The organism is Sphingomonas sp. (genome assembly GCF_965227385.1).
Classification (GTDB): Bacteria; Pseudomonadota; Alphaproteobacteria; order Sphingomonadales; family Sphingomonadaceae; genus Sphingomonas.
This window is the reverse complement of the sequence record NZ_OZ245750.1, coordinates 2636001-2653827: the sequence shown is the minus strand read 5'-3', so window position 1 is coordinate 2653827 and position 17827 is coordinate 2636001. Positions and strand designations below refer to the sequence as shown.

Below are 17827 nucleotides of genomic sequence, written 5' to 3'. Positions count from 1 at the left end.
CTCACCAGACGCGAACGCGCTTTGCCGGGTCCAGATACAGCTTCTCGCCCGGCTTTGCACCGAATGCGCCGTACCAAGGGTCGAGGTTGCGCACGACCCAGGCGCGCTGGATCGACGGGCTATGCGGATCGGTCAGCAGCCGCGCGCGCAGGTTCGCCTCGCGATAATTGCGCCGCCACACCTGCGCCCAGCCGAGGTAGAAGCGCTGGTCGCCAGTAAAGCCGTCGATCACCGGCGCATCCTTGCCGCCCAGCGCATGCTTGTATGCGTCGTATGCGATGGTGAGGCCGGCCAGATCGCCGATATTCTCGCCAAGCGTGAACTCGCCCTTCACATGCTCGCCCGGCAGCGGCTCATAGGCGTCATACTGCGCGATCAGCGCCTTGCCCGCCGCCTCGAACGCCTTGACGTCTTCCGGTGTCCACCAGTCCGCCAGCTCGCCCTTTTCGTTATATTTCGCGCCCTGATCGTCGAAATGGTGGCTGATCTCATGCCCGATCACCGCGCCGATGCCGCCATAGTTGATAGCCGGATCGGCCTTGGGATCGAAGAAGGGCGGCTGCAGGATTGCAGCCGGGAACACCACTTCCATCATGCCGAAATTGGCATAGGCATTCACCGTCTGGGGCAGCATGCCCCACTCCCACTTGCGCACCGGCCCACCCAGCTTGTCGAGCATATAGGCGTAGTCGAACCGGTTGGAGCGGACGGCGTTGCCGAACAGGTCGTCGGCCTTGACCTCAAGCCCCGCATAGCTGCGCCACTGGTCGGGGTAGCCGACCTTGACGGTGAAGTTCTTGAGCTTCGCCTTCGCGCGCGCCTTGGTCTGCGGCTGCATCCAGTCGAGCGAGTCGATCCGCCGGCCCATCGCATCGAGGACATTGGCGACGAGCTTGTTCATCTCCGCCTTGTACTCGGCCGGGAAATAGCGCGCGGCATATTCCTTGCCGAGCTCTTCGCCCAGCGACCCTTCGGCAAAGCTCACGCCGCGCTTCCAGCGCTCCTCGCGCTGCGGCGTACCCTGCAGCGTGGTGCCGTAGAATGCGAAGTTCGCGTCGGCGACCGCATCGGGAAGATAGTCGGCCATCGCGCCCAGGCTGCGCACCAGCATCTGGTCCTTCACCACCGCCAGCGGCGCGTCATCCAGGATCTTGGCGATGCCTGAAACGGCGCTCGGCTGATTGACCAGCACCTCGGTGATCTTCGGGCTCAGCGCCTTCAGCATCGCCGGCATGTCCAGCGTTTTGGACGACAGCTTCGCGGTCTCAGCCAGTGCGAACTTGTTGTACGTCTTCGCCGCGTCGCCCGAATCCTCGCGCGTCCACTGCACCTTGGCGATGCTGGTCTCGAGATCGAGGATCGCCTTGGCCCGTGCCTCGGCATTCGCCTCACCTGCCAGCGTCAGCATCTTCGCCAGATAACCGACATAGGCGGTACGGATCGCCGCCATTTTCGGATTGTCGAGCAGATACATGTCGCGGTCGGGCAGCCCGGTGCCGCCCTGATAGAGGGTGAAGATATACTGGGTGGGGATCTTGTCGTCCTGACCGACATAGCCGCCGAACGGTCCCGGCACGCCCATCTTGGTCCCTTCGACCACCAGCGCGGCATAGCCCGCTTTGCTGTCGATCGCCCTGATCTTGCCCAGCCAGGGCTGGATCGGCGCCAGCCCGCGCGCCTCGACCGTGGCAGTGTCGAGATAGCTCGAATAGGCGCGCCCGACCATGCTGGCGGGGTCGTCCTTCACTTCATCCAGAATGCCGCGCACCCGCTCCTTGGACAGATCGTCGAGCGCGGTGAACATGCCATAGTTGGACTTGTCGGCCGGGATCGGCGTGTTCTTTGCCCAGGTGCCATTTGCAAAGGCGTAGAAATCTTCCCCCGGTGCGGTGGAGCGATCCATTCCCCCAACATCGAATCCAAAGCTGCCGAGCTGCGGCTTGGCGGCCGGCGCGGGCGCAGCCGACGGCGCCTCGCTGCTGGTCGATGGCGAGCACCCGCTTGCCAGCGCGGTTCCGGCGAGGAGGACGGGGATCAGTAGAAGACGCATCGGGCACCCTTCGGGACATTTGAAAACGCCCGTGTCTTACGCCGATGATACGCCCGATCAAGTCTCCGGAGAAACTTTATTGCGAAGCAGGACGCGCCTGCGCCATTTGCGCGCGACCCAGCCGCGCCAGATCAGAATGGAAAGACCATAGCCCGCGGCGGCGCAGATGACCGAGATGACGAACAGCCCGATGAGCAGCGCGGGCGCGGCCTGCGAAAACAGCCAGCTCATCCACTCGCCGACCCCGGCATGATGCTCGACCAGCGCCATGAAGCCCGAAAGGTCGGCGTTGCGCCCCAGCATCAGATTGCCGAGATACACCGAGCCATAGAGGATAAACGGCGTCGTTGCGGGATTGCTCAGGAAGGTCATCGCCGCCGCGATCGGCACATTGGCGCGGAACGGCAGCGCCAGCATCGCGGCCCCTGCGATCTGCAGGCCCGGGATCAGCAGGAAGATGCCCACCAGCAATCCCAGCGCGACCCCGCGCGGCACCGACCGGCGGGTAAAGCGCCACAATTCGGGGGCGAGCACGCGATGCGCCACCGGACGCAGCCAGCGGATTTCCTCGATCGACTCGCGGGTGGGCATGTTGCGCTGCCACCAGGCACTGAGACGACTCTGCTTCATGTCACCCGCGATCGCGGAGGAGCCGCCCCTGTTCACGCTTCCAGTCCCGTTCCTTGATCGACTCGCGCTTGTCGTGAGTCTTCTTGCCCTTCGCCAGCGCCAGCTCGACCTTCGCCCGGCCGCGACCGTTGAAGTAGATCGACATCGGGATCAGCGTCATGCCCTCCCGCGCGACCGCGCCATGCAGCTTCTGTACCTGGCGTTCGTGAAGGAGCAATTTACGGGGACGCTTCGGTTCGTGATTGAAGCGGTTTCCGTGCGAAAATTCGGGAATGTTGGCATTGACCAGCCACGCCTGCCCGTCGCGCACCTCGGCATAGCTCTCCGCGATCGACCCCTCGCCGAATCGCAGCGACTTCACCTCGGTCCCCTGCAGGGCAATCCCCGCCTCGAAAAACTCCTCTAGGAAATACTCGAAGCGCGCCTTGCGGTTCTCCGCGACGATCTTCTTCTTGTCGAATTCGAGGGGACGAGGGCGTGCCATGGGACGCGCGATGTAGGGGTGCGGAGGACGAAAGGGAAGCGATAGCCTCAGCCCGCGCACAATTCAGTCAAAGTCGCAATTTCGGATCCGCTCGATCCAGTCGGAATCGAGGTTGATCATCGCTTCTGCCGTCGCGATGTCGTCCTTGCTCACCGCCAGTGCCGCGAACACCGAGTGAAGCATGGGCGCGTCCCAAACCTCCTTCAAATGGATGCCGATCACATCGATCAGCCGTTCGAGAGCATGATGATAGGCCACGGTCAGCACCGCGGGAATCTCAGGCCCCCGCCCGGTGCGACGCGCCACCTCAACGGCTGCGGGTAACTCCAGGAATGAGAAATCGATCGGCCACATCGCCGTGCTGGCGATTTCCACGATGTGCGGAATCGCCGCATAAGAGGCAGTGTAGACGTCACCCTGATGGCAAAGGCTGGACCACAAGGTGAACCAGGGTTCCTCGGTTACGCTTTTGGTCGGGACGGTTCTGGCGGCCAGCGCACGCAGCAACTCCGGAATATCGGAGGCACCGCCATAAGCATGCGTAAGTTCGGCCCATAACGGATCGTCAAGGCCAAGCATGGTCACCTCAGATCAACCCCGCCGCCGCCATCGCCGCATCGACCGCTGCCTTGCTGGCGTCACTCGGCTGCACCATAGGCAGGCGCAGTTCGGCGGAAATCTCGGGCCGCAGCTTGTTGACCGCATATTTCACCGGCCCCGGCGAGGCATCGGTGAACAGCGCGAGATGCAGCGCGAACAGCCGGTCGTGCAGCGCCAGCGCGATCGCCGTATTCCCTTCGGCCCACGCCGCCTGGAACTGCGCGCACAGCTTGGGCGCGACATTGGCGGCGACAGAGATGCACCCCACCCCGCCCATCGCGTTGAACGCAAGCGCGGTCTCGTCATTGCCCGAAAGCTGCGCGAAGCCGGCGCGCAGCGCGGCACGGTGCTTCGACACGCGGGCGAGGTCGCCGGTCGCGTCCTTGATCGCGACGAACTTGTCGGGAAATGCCTCAACGATGCGGATCACCGTCTCGGGCTGGATATCGGTCACGGTGCGGCCGGGGACGTTGTAGAGAATGATCGGCAGCTCGCACTCGGCCGCGACCGCCGCGAAATGCTGGAAAATTCCTTCCTGGCTCGGGCGGTTGTAATAGGGCGGAACCATCAGCACCGCATCGGCGCCGGCTTCCTTCGCCGCCTGAACGTTGCCGATCGCGACACGGGTATCGTTCGACCCGGCACCCGCGATCACCGGCACGCGCCCGCGCACCTGATCGGCGCACACGCGCACCACCTCGAAATGCTCGTCCTTGGACAGCGTCGCTGCCTCGCCGGTCGTTCCGACAGGGACCAGAGCCGACGATCCTTCCGCGACCTGCCACTCGACGAACTCGCGGAACGCGACCTCGTCGAAGCTGCCGTTACGGAACGGCGTGATCAGGGCGGGGATGGAACCAGCGAACATATGCGTCAAAATGCCCCAATCGTCGGAAATTTGGGGTGGCCAATAGGGGGCGATGACGTATCATGTCCAGCATGCTTGCTTCTGTGTTCAAGAGCGGGCTTTTGCTCGCCGGCGTATCGGGTGTCGCGGTCTCTTCGCAGGTCGTGCAGGATGGGGCCCAATGGTATCGCGCGCAGTTCGCTGCGATCGCGGCGCAGGTGCTGCCCCCGGCCCCTCCGCCGTCGGCATCTAGCATCCAGTACACGATCGACCAGTGGAAGCGGCTGCAGCAATCCGATCGCTGGCCGTTCAGCGATTACGCCAACTTCATGCTCGCGCATCCCGGGTGGCCGGGCGAAACCAGCCGCCGCGCCGCTGCCGAGGCTTCGCTGGGCGCTGGAACCGACGCGCCCTCGCTGGTCATCCGCTTTTTCGAGCGGTTTCCGCCGCTGACCGCCGCAGGGCGCATCCGCTTTGCCGAAGCCCTGGCGATCACCGGCCGCCGGGCCGAAGCGGATGAGCAGGCGCGCCGCGCCTGGCGCAGTGGCATCCTCCGTCCGAACGATGAAACCGCGGTGCTGGGCGGCTTTTCCGCGGCCTTGTCTCCCGCCGACCATGACGCGCGGATGGACGCGCTGTTGTGGCAGGACGCTCGGACCGTCGCCGCCCGCCAGATCGGCTATACCTCGCCGCAGAAGCGCGCCTTGTTCGAGGCACGACTTGCGCTGCATTCCGACGCGCCCGACGCGCAGGACCGGGCAGCCGCGGTCGAGGCGCTGGGCGCGCGCGATCCCGGCTTCATCGCCGATCGCGCCAGCTGGTATCGCAACAACGGCGCCAGCGGATCGGCGCGCTCGCTGCTCGCCCGCCCCCGCGTGCTCGACAGTCGCCCCGGCAATGTCGAGGAATGGTACGAGGTGTTGCTGACCAACGCGCGCGCCGCCGAATCCGACCGGCAATATGCGCTCGCCTATGCCATTGCCTCGCAGGTCGATGACGCGGTCGCGCCGGGCACCGATATTTCCGACCTCGGCCTCGGCATCCGCGACGATTATACCAGCCTGGTCTGGCTCGCGGGAACGGTCGCGATGCAGAAGCTCGGCCGACCAGCCGATGCGATCGGCATGTTCGATCGTTATTCGCGCGGATCGCGCACCCCGACCACCCAGTCGAAGGGCATCTACTGGGCGGGCCGCGCCGCCGAGGCCGCGGGGCAAGCCGCCGCCGCCCGCGCCTATTATGAGCGTGCCGCCGCCTATTCCGACCTGTTCTACGGCCAGCTTGCCGCCGAACGCCTTAGCCGCGAGCTCAAGGCGCCGCCGCCGGTCGATTTCCGCAGCGTGAGCCCGGCTGCACGCACCGCCTTTTACAACCGCGAGGTGGTCCGTGCCGCGCAGATGCTCGGCACGCTCGGCCGCGCCGATGATCAGGGCCTGTTCCTGCGCCAGATCGCGGCCGATGCAACCAGCGCCGAGGATCATGTTCTCGCGACCGAGCTGTCGCGCACGCTCAACCGCCCCGACCTCGGCGTGATGGTCGGGCGCAGCGCGCTGCTCAACGGCCTGACCGACTATACCGTCGCGGGCTACCCCTCGGTCCCCGTTCCGCCGGGACAGGACAGCAATTTCACCATCATCCACGCCATCGCCCGCCAGGAGAGCCAGTTCGACAAGGCGGCGGTGAGCCATGCCGGTGCGCGCGGCCTGATGCAGCTGATGCCCGGCACCGCGCGCGAGGTCGCGGGGAAGCTCGGCATGAGTTACGACCGCGCCGCGCTGACGGTGGACACCGATTACAATATCCGGCTCGGGTCGAGCTACATCCAGCGGATGCTCGATTATTACGGTGGCAGCTATCCACTCGCGGTTGCTGCGTATAATGCTGGGCCGGGCAATGTGAACAAGTGGATCCGCGCCAATGGCGATCCGCGCACGCCCGGCGTCGACATGCTCGAATGGATCGAGAACATCCCGATTTTCGAGACGAAGAATTACGTCCACCGCGTGCTGGAAAACGCGGTCGTCTACGACATGCTCCACCCGCAGCGCTCGCGTTCGCGCGGGCCGCATCGGATCAGCTGGTATCTGGGCAAGAACCGCCCGGGGTGATCGCGATCCAGCCTTATGAACAGGCGCAGTTTGCGGATGTGGACGCGTTGTGGCGTAGCGTCTTTCCCGACGATCCGCCGCACAACCACGCCGCCGTCGCGATCCCGCAGAAACTGGCGGTGCAGCGCGACCTACTGCTTGTCGCGCAGGAAGACGGGCATGTGCTCGGGACGATCATGGCAGGGTATGACGGGCATCGCGGCTGGCTCTACAAGCTCGCGGTGCATCCCCGGGCGCGCGGCTGCGGCATCGCCCGCGCGCTGATCCGCGCCGCCGAGCGGGCGCTGGCAGACCTCGGCTGCACCAAGGTCAATCTGCAGGTGCGCGACACCAACCACGATGCCGCCGCCTTCTGGGCGCATATGGGCTATGCGGTCGAGCCGCGAATCAGCATGGGCCGCACGCTTTGACCGATCGTCCGAACTATATCACGCCTACCGGCTATTCGGCGCTGAAGGCCGAATATGACCAGCTGTTCGGTACTGAGCGCCCTGCGCTGGTCGAAACCATCGCCTGGGCGGCGGGCAATGGCGACCGGTCGGAAAACGGCGATTACATCTACGGCCGCAAGCGATTGCGTGAGATCGACCGACGGCTCGGCTGGCTGGCGAAGCGGATGAAGGCGGCCAAGGTCGTTGATCCGGCCAAGCAGGAAGACCGCTCGAAAATCTGGTTCGGCGCCACCGTTACCATCGCCGACGAAGACGACAACCACCGCACCCTGACCCTGACGGGCGATGACGAGGCGGATGCCGGCGCGGGCCGGATCGGCTGGAACTCCCCCCTCGCCCGCGCGCTACGCGGTGCCGCCGTCGGCGACCTGCGCCGCGTGATGCTCCCGGCGGGGGAGAAGGAATATGAGGTGATGGAAATCAGTTATCCGACCCCGGCCTAAGGTCTGCCCTTGGCCAGCCGGTCGACCGGCACCGATTGGATGATCCGCCACCGCGCCTCGACCAGGCTGAAGATGCCGAACCCAAGAAGGCCGAGCGCGACGATCACATCTAACGGGCTTTCGAGCCAAGTGAGCGCTGCGTCCATGCCGCCGACCCCGCTGGCCGTCGCATCAAGACCCGCCGCGACAAGAAAATAGCCGACAATCAGAAACACCACGCCGCGCGCCGCATAACCTGCGCGCCCGCTCCACTCTACCCATGTCCGCTTCGCCATCTCGGGCTCAAGGTGGCGCAAGAACGACGCCTTGGCGGCCCTGACCAGCTGAACGATACCGACGAGCAGCACGACCGCCCCTGCAAGCAGGATCGCGATGCCGCCGCCCGGAAAGGTCAATGCAGTGCGCGCGCCGTCCTGCACGCCATTACCGTTGGACGAGACGCCCTGGATCAGCTGGATCGCCTGCCAGGTCAGGAGCAGATGGGCGAGCCCGCTGAGCCCGGCTCCCACCCGCTCGATTACGCCCTTTTTGTCCGTATCGTGACCCTCGATGTTGAGCGCCGCATCCGCCAATCTCCAGATTCCGTAGGCCAGCAGCCCTGCGGCCATGACACCGAGCAGGAACTTCCCCGAGCCCCCGCTCAGATACGCCAGCGCCCCACCCGTATCTTCGGAGCGTCCGGTGCGGATGATCAGATAGGCGATGACAGCGTACAGCACGCCACGCGTCGCAAATCCGATCCGTGTCAGTGTCGTCAGGCGCGTGCTGGCAGTCATGAACCTCTCCCGATCGCGTGCATACGGACCGGGTGCGCGGACGTTCCTCTTTACGACCTGGATGGGTCAGGCGTCGGCGCTCAGCACGCCACGACGTTCACCGCCAGACCACCCTGCGCTGTTTCCTTGTATTTCGACCGCATGTCCTCGCCGGTCTGGCGCATCGTTTCGATCACCGCGTCGAGGCTGACAATGTGGCTGCCATCGCCGTGCATCGCCAGATAGGCGGCGTTGATCGCCTTGATCGCGCCCATCGTGTTGCGTTCGATGCACGGGATCTGCACCAGCCCGCCGATCGGGTCGCAGGTCAGTCCCAGATTATGCTCCATCCCGATCTCGGCGGCATTCTCGATCTGGGCATTGGTCGCGCCCAGCGCCGCCGCCAGCCCCGCCGCCGCCATCGAACAGGCGACCCCGACCTCCCCCTGGCATCCCATTTCCGCCGCGCTGATCGATGCGCGTTTCTTGTAGAGAAACCCGATTGCAGCGGCGGTCAGCAGGAAGGTTCGCGAGCCCGCCGGGGTCGGGCTGGCGCAGAAGGTTTCGTAATAGCGCAGCACCGCCGGGATCACTCCGGCCGCGCCATTGGTCGGCGCGGTGACGACGCGGCCCCCGGCGGCATTCTCCTCATTTACCGCCAGCGCCCACAGGCTGACCCAGTCGAACACTAAAGACGGATCCGAACGCGGGCCGCGCGCGACCAGCCGGGCGTGAAGGTCGCGCGCGCGGCGCTTTACCTTCAACCCACCGGGCAGCTCGCCCTCTCCCCGCATGCCGCGTTCGATGCAAGCCGACATCGCGCCGCGCAGGCTGTCGAGAAACGCATCGGTTTCCGCGTCGTCGCGCCACGCGGCTTCGTTCGCTCGAACGATCTCGGCAATGGTCTTGCCCTCTGCTTCGCCTACTGCGAGCAATTCAGCGCCCGAGGAGAACGCAAAGGGCAGCTTCACATTGGTCTGCGGCAGCTCGCACCCGCCCTCGACCACCGCGCCGCCACCGATCGAATACCAGAAGGTCTCATAGGGCTCCCCGTCGGCATAATGCGCGACGAAGCGCATCCCGTTCGGGTGCGCGGGCAGGAACCTGTCCCCACGAAAGACGAGGTGCGTTCCCTCCACGAACGGTACCGGCACATGCCCGCCAAGCTTGAGCTGAGCTTCGGCGCGGATCGTGTCGATGATGGTCGGCACCGCATCCGGGTCGACGCGCTCCGGCTGATGCCCCGCCAGCCCCAGCATCACGGCGATATCGGTCGCATGCCCCTTTCCGGTCAACGCCAGCGACCCGAACAGCTCGCACGACACCGAAACCGGCGCCCCACGATCCAACGCCGCCTCCGCAAAGGCAAATCCCGCTCGCATCGGACCCACGGTATGCGAACTCGACGGCCCGACGCCGATGGTGAACAGGTCGGCTAGGCCGATCGTTGCCTGAGCGCGGTCGCGTGCGGACGCGGCTGGAGACTTAAGCATCGCTCTCCCAATCGGTATAGTATCTCTTGTAACCAACTTAGGCGTGCTGGGCGTTGCGGTCCATGATCAATCGATCACCCCGGCCTTGCGGGCCGCCTTTTCCACTGCGGGATCAAGCGCGGGCGGGTCCATGGGTACCCGCGCCTCCAGCGCATCGGCAATCGCGGTCAGTGCCGCGATGCGTGCGGCCTTCTTGTCGTTGCCATCGATGACGACCCACGGCGCGCGCTCGGTGCTGGTCCGCTCGAACATGTCGTGCATCGCGTCGAGATATTCGGCCCGCCGCGCGCGATTGCGATAATCGTCGAGGCCGGTCTTCCACCGCTTCCACGGGCTTTCGATCCGCTCGCGCAGACGCTTGTCCTGCGTTTCCTGCGTCACATGGACAAAGATCTTGATCAACGTCGCGCCGGTCTCGGCCTGCTGCGCCTCGAAGTCATTGATTTCGGCATAGCCGCGCCGCCACTCGGCCCCGCTCGCAAAGCCCTCGACGCGCTCGACCAGCACGCGGCCATACCAGCTGCGGTCGAACACCGCGATATTGTGCTGTGCCGGCAGCCGCCGCCAGAAGCGCCACAGGAAATGGTGCGACAGCTCCTCCGGCGTCGGTGCGGCAATCGGCCACACCTCGAAATAGCGCGGGTCCCATTCGGCGGTCAGCCGCTTGATGATCCCGCCCTTCCCAGCCGCGTCCCAACCTTCGAACACGATGATCGCCCGGCGCTTGTGGATGATGTGGGCGGTCTGGATGTGCCCCAGCCGCTCCTGCAGCGCGGTAAGGCGGTCGGCATAGTCGTCGACCTTTCCGCCCTCTTCATAGTCGGAAAGGTCGATCGACTTGCTCATGGATCAGCCCTTGTTGTCCAGCGCCTGCGGAGCCAGCCGGATATGCAGTTCCTTGAGCTGCTTCTCGCTGACCGGCGACGGGGCCTGCATCATCAGATCCTCCGCCTTCTGGTTCATGGGGAAGACGATGACTTCGCGGATGTTCGGCTGGTCGGCGAGCAGCATCACGATGCGGTCGACGCCCGGTGCCGATCCGCCGTGCGGCGGGGCGCCGTACTTGAACGCGTTGATCATGCCCGCAAAATTCGAGTCCACGTCCTGCTGGCTGTACCCGGCAATCTCGAACGCCTTGTACATGATCTCAGGGCGATGGTTCCGGATCGCGCCCGACGACAGCTCGATGCCGTTGCACACGATGTCATACTGCCAGGCGAGGATGTCGAGCGGGTCCTTGGTCTCCAGCGCCTCCAGCTCGCCCTGCGGCATGCTGAACGGGTTGTGGCTGAAGTCGATCTTCTTCGCGTCCTCGTCATATTCGAACATCGGGAAATCGACGATCCAGCAGAATTCGAACCGGCTCTTGTCGATCAACTCCAGGCTCTCGCCGACACGGGTGCGCGCGAGGCCGGCGAGCTTGGCAGCCTGAGTCTCCTTGCCAGCGGCAAAGAAGATGCCGTCATTCGGGCCAAGGCCAAGCGCGTCGGCGATCGCCTTCATGCCCTCCTGGCCATGGTTGTTCGCGATCGGGCCGCCGAACACGCCATCCTTCTGCGTCGCATAGCCGAGGCCGGGGAAACCCTCGGCCTGCGCCCATGCGTTCATGTCGTCGAAGAACTTCCGGCTCTTCTCGGCCGTGTTCGGCGCGGGGATCGCGCGAACCACGTCGCCCGCCGCGACCATCGACGCAAAGCGCCCGAAACCAGAGCCGTCGAAATGGCTGCTGACATCGGAAATGAGGATCGGGTTGCGCAGATCGGGCTTGTCGTTGCCATATTTCAGCATCGATTCTCGGTACGGGATGCGCTTGAACGGCAGCGGGCTGACGGTGCGGCCCTTGCCCTGCCAGTTCGCAAATTCCTCGAACACGCCGTGCAGCACCGGCTCGATCGCCGCGAACACATCGTCCTGCGTGACATAGCTCATTTCGAAATCGAGCTGGTAGAATTCACCCGGCGAACGGTCCGCACGCGCATCCTCGTCGCGGAAGCACGGTGCGATCTGGAAATAGCGGTCGAAACCCGCGACCATCAGCAGCTGTTTGAACATCTGCGGTGCCTGCGGCAGCGCGTAGAACTTCCCCGGATGCACGCGGCTCGGCACCAGATAGTCGCGCGCGCCCTCCGGCGACGACGCGGTCAGGATCGGCGTCTGGAACTCGGTAAAGCCCTGATCGATCATCCGGCGGCGCAGCGACGCGATGACATGGCTGCGCAGCATGATGTTGGCGTGCAACCCCTCGCGGCGCAGGTCGAGGAAGCGGTTCCGCAAGCGGATTTCCTCAGGGTACTCGGCATCGCCGAACACCGGCATCGGCAGCTCCTGCGCGGCCGACTGGACCGTCACGCCCTTGGCGAAGACCTCGATCGCGCCGGTGGCGAGGTTCGCGTTGACCGTCGCCTCGCTGCGCGCCTTGACCACGCCGTCGATCGTCACGACCGATTCGACGCGCAGCCCTTCCAGTACCGGCAGCGCCGGCGAATCGCTGTCGCACACGATCTGCGTCACGCCATAATGGTCGCGCAGGTCAACGAACAACACGCCGCCATGGTCGCGCTTGCGATGGATCCAGCCGGACAGGCGGACAGTTTCGCCGACCTGATCGGCGGTCAGCTGGCCGCAAGTGTGGGTGCGATAGGCGTGCATGAGCGGTTTCCAACGGGTATAAGGTGAAAAATATCAGGTCGCGCGCTTCCTTCCCACGCGCCCCTTTGTCAACCCGCGCGGGCTTGGCTATGGGCCTGCGATGCATATTCACGGCCTGATTCAAGACTCGGCAACCCTCGCCAACCTCTGCACCCGCCTCGCGCAGCAGCCGTTCATCACGGTGGATACCGAGTTCATGCGGGAAAACACCTTCTATCCCGAGCTGTGCCTGATCCAGATTGCCGACACCAATGAGGCAGCGGCGATCGATCCGATGGCACCCGGGCTCGACCTGACGCCCCTGCTCGACCTGCTGGTCAACAATGAGGATGTGCTCAAGGTCTTCCATGCCGGCGGGCAGGACCTCGAGATCGTCTATAACCTGACCGGCAAGACCCCCCACCCGCTGTTCGATACACAGATCGCGGCGATGGCGCTGGGTCAAGGCGAGCAGATCGGCTATTCCAATCTCGTCGAAACCTATCTCGGCATCACGGTCGACAAGGGCGCGCGCTTCACCGACTGGTCGCGCCGTCCGCTCGACAAGCGCCAGATCGACTATGCGATCTGCGACGTGACCTATCTCTCCGAAATCTTCCCCAAGATGCTGGCGAAGCTCAAAAAGACCGGCCGCGGCGACTGGCTGGACGAGGAGATGGAACGGATCGGCGATCCCGAAAATTATCGCAGCGATCCAGACAAGGCGTGGCAGCGCATCCGCATTTCCAGCCGCAAGCCCGAAGTGTTGGGACGCCTCAAGGCGCTGGCGGCATGGCGCGAGCGTGAGGCGCAGGGCAAGGACCTGCCGCGCGGTCGCATCGTCAAGGACGAGACGATCGCCGATCTCGCCGGCAACCCGCCGCGCAAGCAGGCCGACCTGACAAAGGTGCGCGGCCTGTCCGCCACCTGGGGCGGCAACGATATCGGCGGTCGCCTGATGGCCGCGCTTGAAAACGCTGTGCCGATGCCTGCAGACGAACTTCCGCCCCGCGACGACCGTAAGCTTCCGCTGGGCAAGGAAGGCGCGCTGGTCGCCGACCTGCTGAAACTGCTGCTCAAGATCCGCGCGCGCGATATCAACGTCGCGGCGCGCCTGCTCGCCCGTTCCGACGAGCTGGAGGCGCTCGCCGCGGGGCAGCGCGAGGGGCTGTCGATCCTGCGCGGCTGGCGGTTCGAACAATTCGGCCGCGATGCGCTGGCGCTGGTCGAGGGTCAGCTTGGGTTCACCGTGCGTAACGGAAAGCTGAAGATGACGCGTACCGAGGAGCCCGATCCATGAAAGCAATTGCCCTGATCGCCGTCCCGCTCAGCCTCGCCGCCTGCAGCTATGAGCGGCCCGCGCCCGGCACCGGCATCCGCGAATGCAACGCCGACCGTGTCCAGCCCCTGGTCGGTCGCGAGGCAAAGCCCCAGGTGGTCGAGCGTGCGAAGCAACGCTCAGGCGCGCGGACCGTCCGCGTGATCAAGCCCGGAATGGCGGTCACGATGGACTATCGCTCCGATCGGCTGAACGTCGAGCTGGACGATGTGAACACGATTACGGCGCTGCGCTGCGGGTAAGCGAAAGCAGTCGGGGCATACGCCCCGACGATATGCCCTGAGCCTGCTTAGCTCCCCACTTCGACCCCTGCGGTCAGAGCGATCGCACCGGCCAGCGCGCGATGCCGCTTTTCCACCGCCTCGCCATAGAGCGCGGCGTCGTCTTCGCGCAAATGGAGCTGGAGCACCTCTCCCTCGACCGCTACGCGCGACCGGCGCAGCGGCCCGGCGACCCCGCCGGACAGGCGCTGGCCCAGCCGCATCGCCAGTCCCCATAGCCGCGCGCGCTCCAGCAACTCGGGTGGTGCCAATTGCCCCACCGGAGCCGGGGATTCGAGGCCTCCGCCCAGCGAGGTGAACAGCGCCTGGGCCAGCGCGGCGCGACCGCGCGCATCGATCCCGACCCAATTGCCGTGCAACGCGATCTCCATTCCGCGCTCGGCGCGAAATTCGGGATTCGCGCGCCAACCCACATCGGCGAGCAGGCACGCGGCATGGCGTAGCCGGGTCAGCGATTCATCCTCGCCGCGGAACAGCGGCGCGATCCACCCGTCGAGCAGATCGCCATGTTCGGGGAAACGCCCCGACCGTCGCGCCTCATCGCGTGCCGCGACGATCAGCGGATCGGCGCGTCGCTCCTCCGGGGTCAGTTCGCCATACAGCAGCCCTTCGCGCAGGCCAAAGGCCGATGCGACGGTCTCGCTGCTCCCCAGATGGCGGATCAGCGAACCAAGCAATGCGGCCGCATGCTCCAGCGTCGCGACACGCCCCGACGACAGGTTCGGGACCGACCGGATACGGCTCTTGCCCATCTGCGCGATCGTCCGCTGCAACCGGGTGATGGTCGACGCGGGCATCGCATATTCGTGAATCACGGGCAGCGGATAGCCGGTCAGATGCATGTCGAGCCGCGCCAGCGCGCGCCACGACCCGCCGACCAGGTAGAAGGGCAGCCCCTCCCCGCGCCGGGTCCACCCGGCCGTGTCAAGCAGCTTGGCGACCGTCTTGTCCAGCGTCCCCTTGCCCTGCGATCGGATCGCTTCAAGCCGCAGCACACCGAGCGGAAAGGACACACGATCGGTCACCGTACCCGCGACCACACGGACCAGTTCAAGCGACCCGCCGCCCAGATCGCCGACGATGCCGTCCGCATCGGGAATACCGGACAGCACGCCATAGCCGGCGGCGAGCGCCTCGGCCTCGCCCGACAGCAATTCGACCTTGAGGCCAAGCGCGCGGGCAATCTCCAGCAACCGATCGCCATTGCTGGCGTCGCGCACCGCGGCGGTCGCCACGGTGCGAAGCGACTCCACCTCCATCTCGCGCGCCAGGCTTGAAAAGCGGGCCAGGGCCGTCGTCGCCAATACCAGCGAATCGTCGGCGATCGCGCCGGTCTCGGCGAGCGAGCGACCGAGCCCCGCCATCACCTTTTCATTGAACAGGATCGCGGGCAGCCGCGCCGCGCCGTCATAGACGACCAGGCGGATCGAGTTGGACCCGATATCGATGATCGCGGTGCGGCGCGCCTCTGGCAACGCCACTGCGCGCGGCTTGCGCTGCAACAGGCTGGAAACGCTCAAGCGCCGCGCTCTGCGCGCCAGCGGCGCAGCGACAATTTGGGTACGGCGCCGCTCGATTCGAGCGCTGCGCCGCGCCCCGACAGTGATGGGTTGGTCATGAAATACCGATGCAGGTTAAACGGCTTGGCGCCGGGTTCATCGCGGACATAGCGGCCATCGGGCTGCAACTCCCAGCTTTGTTCGGTATCGATCAAATTCGCGACCATGACCTGATCCAGCACCTGATCATGTACCGTAGGATTGATGATCGGAAGCATGAACTCCACGCGCCGGTCGAAGTTGCGCGGCATCCAGTCAGCCGAGGAAATATAGAGCTGCGCCCCGTCATTGGGCAGCGGCTTGCCATTGCCGAACGCCCAGATGCGGCTGTGCTCCAGAAAGCGCCCGACCACAGATTTGACCCGGATGTTTTCCGACATGCCTGGCATACCGGGGCGCAGGCAACAGATGCCGCGAATGATCAGGTCGATTTCGACCCCCGCATTGCTCGCTTCATACAGCTTTTCGATCATCACCGGATCGACCAGACTGTTCATCTTGGCCCAGATCGCCGCCGCCTTGCCCGCCAGTGCATTGGCGATTTCCTGATCCGCCAGTTCGATCAGCCGCTCGCGCAAATGGCGCGGCGACACCGACAACAGCTCCAGCCCGTCGGGCTCCACATAGCCGGTAACGTAGTTGAAGATCTTGGCGGCGTCGCGCCCAACCCGCGGGTCGGCGGTAAAGAAGCTCAGATCGGTGTAGATGCGCGCGGTGACCGGATGATAATTGCCCGTGCCGAAATGGCAGTAGGTACGGAATTCATCGCCCTCGCGCCGCACAACCATCGATACCTTGGCGTGGGTTTTCCAGTTAGTAAAACCATAGATGACCTGCACGCCTGCACGCTCGAGCGCGCTGGCCCAGAGCAGGTTTTGCTCTTCATCGAAGCGCGCCTTGATCTCGACCACCGCAGTCACCGACTTGCCCGCTTCGGCAGCCGCAATGAGTGCCTGGATCACCGCCGACTGCTTGCCCGCGCGATACAGCGTCTGCTTGATCGCGATCACATCGGGGTCGCTCGCGGCCTGTTTCAGAAAGGCCAGCACGACGTCGAAGGATTCATAGGGGTGGTGGACGACGATGTCCTTGGCCTTGATTGCAGCGAAGCAATCGCCGTCATATTCGCGGATCCGCTCGGGGAAACGGGCAACGAGCGGCGGGAATTTCAGGTCGGGGCGATCCTCGTCCACGATCGGCGCAAGATCGCCATTGCCGAGGAACCCGCCAGTTTCGGTCAGCAACGCCTCGCTGCCGCCCAGTTCCTCCTTCAGCACCGCTTCGAGACCGGGATCGATCCCCTCCTCCATCTCGAGACGGATCACGCGCCCGCGCCGACGGCGCTTGATCGCGGTGCGGAAGTAGAGGACCAGATCCTCTGCCTCCTCCTCCAGCTCGATGTCGCTGTCGCGCAAGACGCGAAACGTTGCCGATTTGCGGATCTCGAAACCCGGGAACAGGACCGGCGCGAACTGTTTCACCAGCGTCTCGACCGCGATGTAGCGCGCCGTCTCGCCCGGCACGCGGACAAAACGGGGGGTCGCGGCGGGCAGCAGGACCAGCTCGCGCACCGCTTCGCCATCGCTGATCCGGACGAGGTCGAAAATGACGCTCAGCCCCTTGTTGGGGATGAACGGGAAGGGATGCGACGGATCGAGCGCCTGAGGGGTAAGGATCGGGAAAATCTGAAGCCGGAAATGCTCTTCCAACCACGCCGCGGTATCTCCTGCGATACCGTCGGCGTCGAGCACGTCGATCCCGCGCTCGGCGAGTTCGGCGCGGATGTCGTGCCACACCGCCTGCTGACTATCCACCAGGTCGGCGGCATCGGCGACGATCGCGGCAAGCTGCTGCGCCGGGGTGAGGCCGTCGGTCGAATGTGCCTCGACCTCCTGCATCTGCTGCCCCTTGAGGCCGGCGACGCGGACCATGAAGAACTCGTCGAGGTTCGATCCTGAAATGGACAGAAAGCGCAGCCGCTCCAGCAACGGGTGCGCGGTGTTGCACGCCTCCTCCATTACCCGCCGGTTGAACGCCAGCCACGACAGCTCACGATTGAAGTAACGCGCACCGGACGACGTGACAGTGGTCGGACTCTCGCCGACCTCAGCTCGGGGCAGATCGGCGTTGGCGTGCGCGCGGGTCATCGGTCCTCGTT

The 17827-nt window shown here is 65.1% G+C and carries 16 protein-coding genes; 5 read left to right on the top strand and 11 right to left on the bottom strand.

What is annotated here, in order from left to right:
- Window position 1 precedes the first annotated feature (1 nt).
- The 5 genes from ACO05N_RS12945 to dapA form a co-directional block, all read right to left on the bottom strand.
- Complete coding sequence (locus ACO05N_RS12945; protein WP_422057495.1) at window positions 2-2050, bottom strand: M13 family metallopeptidase; 2049 nt, start codon at window positions 2048-2050, stop codon at window positions 2-4.
- Between the two features lie 57 nt (window positions 2051-2107).
- Window positions 2108-2680 carry a DUF2062 domain-containing protein gene (locus ACO05N_RS12940; RefSeq protein ID WP_422057494.1) on the bottom strand — a complete coding sequence of 191 codons (573 nt, stop codon included), beginning with the start codon at window positions 2678-2680 and terminating at the stop codon, window positions 2108-2110.
- 1 nt (window position 2681) lies between these two features.
- A complete protein-coding gene (gene smpB, locus ACO05N_RS12935) occupies window positions 2682-3164 on the bottom strand; it encodes an SsrA-binding protein SmpB (protein ID WP_422057493.1) in 483 nt (160 codons plus the stop codon).
- Between the two features lie 63 nt (window positions 3165-3227).
- Window positions 3228-3743, bottom strand: coding sequence for a hypothetical protein (locus ACO05N_RS12930; protein ID WP_422058751.1), 516 nt, complete (start codon window positions 3741-3743; stop codon window positions 3228-3230).
- A 7-nt stretch (window positions 3744-3750) separates the two neighbouring features.
- A complete protein-coding gene (gene dapA / locus ACO05N_RS12925) occupies window positions 3751-4632 on the bottom strand; it encodes a 4-hydroxy-tetrahydrodipicolinate synthase (protein ID WP_422057492.1) in 882 nt (293 codons plus the stop codon).
- A 71-nt stretch (window positions 4633-4703) separates the two neighbouring features.
- On the opposite strand from dapA, the gene ACO05N_RS12920 reads away from it, so the two are divergent.
- From ACO05N_RS12920 to greB, 3 genes are read left to right on the top strand one after another with little or no spacing between them, the layout of a single operon-like run.
- Entirely contained in the window at window positions 4704-6719 is a 2016-nt protein-coding gene (locus ACO05N_RS12920) for a lytic transglycosylase domain-containing protein (protein ID WP_422057491.1), read from the top strand.
- On the top strand, window positions 6716-7129 hold the full coding sequence (locus tag ACO05N_RS12915; RefSeq protein ID WP_422057490.1) for a GNAT family acetyltransferase: 414 nt from the start codon (window positions 6716-6718) through the stop codon (window positions 7127-7129). The genes ACO05N_RS12920 and ACO05N_RS12915 overlap by 4 nt, the downstream gene beginning before the upstream one ends.
- Entirely contained in the window at window positions 7126-7614 is a 489-nt protein-coding gene (gene greB, locus ACO05N_RS12910) for a transcription elongation factor GreB (RefSeq protein ID WP_422057489.1), read from the top strand. Before ACO05N_RS12915 ends, greB begins: the two co-directional genes overlap by 4 nt.
- On the opposite strand, the gene ACO05N_RS12905 is transcribed toward greB, so the two are convergent.
- The 4 genes from ACO05N_RS12905 to aspS all read right to left on the bottom strand — a co-directional run bounded on the left by ACO05N_RS12905 (window position 7611) and on the right by aspS (window position 12511).
- Window positions 7611-8390 (bottom strand): DUF1206 domain-containing protein, encoded by a 780-nt coding sequence (locus ACO05N_RS12905; protein WP_422057488.1) that lies wholly within the window; start codon window positions 8388-8390, stop codon window positions 7611-7613. The two genes, greB and ACO05N_RS12905, sit on opposite strands and share 4 nt — an antisense overlap.
- A gap of 80 nt (window positions 8391-8470) precedes the next feature.
- The gene (locus ACO05N_RS12900; protein ID WP_422057487.1) at window positions 8471-9862 is read right to left on the bottom strand and encodes an L-serine ammonia-lyase; all 1392 of its coding nucleotides are present in this window, start codon (window positions 9860-9862) and stop codon (window positions 8471-8473) included.
- A 66-nt stretch (window positions 9863-9928) separates the two neighbouring features.
- Window positions 9929-10708 (bottom strand): polyphosphate kinase 2 family protein, encoded by a 780-nt coding sequence (locus tag ACO05N_RS12895; RefSeq protein WP_422057486.1) that lies wholly within the window; start codon window positions 10706-10708, stop codon window positions 9929-9931.
- A gap of 3 nt (window positions 10709-10711) precedes the next feature.
- Entirely contained in the window at window positions 10712-12511 is a 1800-nt protein-coding gene (gene aspS / locus ACO05N_RS12890) for an aspartate--tRNA ligase (RefSeq protein ID WP_422057485.1), read from the bottom strand.
- Between the two features lie 100 nt (window positions 12512-12611).
- Between aspS and rnd the strand changes: the two genes are divergently transcribed.
- Together rnd and ACO05N_RS12880 are read left to right on the top strand one after the other, a co-directional pair.
- Complete coding sequence (gene rnd, locus ACO05N_RS12885; protein ID WP_422057484.1) at window positions 12612-13790, top strand: ribonuclease D; 1179 nt, start codon at window positions 12612-12614, stop codon at window positions 13788-13790.
- Window positions 13787-14071 carry an I78 family peptidase inhibitor gene (locus ACO05N_RS12880; RefSeq protein ID WP_422057483.1) on the top strand — a complete coding sequence of 95 codons (285 nt, stop codon included), beginning with the start codon at window positions 13787-13789 and terminating at the stop codon, window positions 14069-14071. Before rnd ends, ACO05N_RS12880 begins: the two co-directional genes overlap by 4 nt.
- A 47-nt stretch (window positions 14072-14118) precedes the next feature.
- Here the strand turns inward: ACO05N_RS12880 and ACO05N_RS12875 are convergent, their stop codons facing one another.
- Both ACO05N_RS12875 and ACO05N_RS12870 read right to left on the bottom strand, forming a co-directional pair.
- Window positions 14119-15630: a Ppx/GppA family phosphatase gene (locus ACO05N_RS12875; RefSeq protein WP_422057482.1), complete on the bottom strand. Its 1512-nt coding sequence runs from the start codon at window positions 15628-15630 to the stop codon at window positions 14119-14121.
- Window positions 15627-17816 carry an RNA degradosome polyphosphate kinase gene (locus ACO05N_RS12870; RefSeq protein WP_422057481.1) on the bottom strand — a complete coding sequence of 730 codons (2190 nt, stop codon included), beginning with the start codon at window positions 17814-17816 and terminating at the stop codon, window positions 15627-15629. The genes ACO05N_RS12875 and ACO05N_RS12870 overlap by 4 nt, the downstream gene beginning before the upstream one ends.
- Window positions 17817-17827 lie beyond the last annotated feature (11 nt).